Source organism: Vibrio sp. 378, assembly GCF_033339435.1.
Genome location: NZ_JAWOUO010001242.1, coordinates 1 through 510 on the forward strand (window position 1 = coordinate 1; position 510 = coordinate 510).

Here is a 510-nt window from a genome sequence, read left to right on the forward strand (position 1 = left end):
ATGATGATTGGTGGCGTGAACAACGAGGTGTTTACCCTCACGTTAAAATAATTGGGTAACCTTTCAATCAGTATTAATGGTTTTAACGCATAACTTTTCGGTTATGCGTTTTTTGTAGGTAGTAAAATAGCGATGGAGTCGTGATGCCCAAAGTCATATTAAAAGGATTTATATTGGTGCCTGAAGAGGAACTTGAAACGGTAAAAAGTGCGCTGCCTATTCATATGCGATTAACTAAAAGCGAGGCTGGGTGCCTTGTGTTTCAAGTGGTGGAAAACCCTGACAACCCGTTGCGCTTTGATGTGTACGAAGAGTTTACAAATCGAGATACGTTCGAGCACCATCAACTCCGAGTCAAAGATTCAGACTGGGGGCGGGTGACAGTGAATGTTGAGCGCCATTATGAAATTTTGGATGTTCAGGCATAATGAGGCGAGTCATTCTGTGTCAAAGTTGACTCAAATAGTGTTTTTTGCCCAGTTGGCGACTTTACGTTAGCTTACCTATGAA

Annotated in this window: 1 protein-coding gene; it reads left to right on the forward strand. The window is 42.0% G+C overall.

The genetic code is table 11. The annotated features are described in order from the left end of the window. Positions 1-143: 143 nt before the first annotated feature. Positions 144-428: a putative quinol monooxygenase gene (locus R7Q48_RS31355; protein WP_023585805.1), complete on the forward strand. Its 285-nt coding sequence runs from the start codon at positions 144-146 to the stop codon at positions 426-428. Positions 429-510 lie beyond the last annotated feature (82 nt).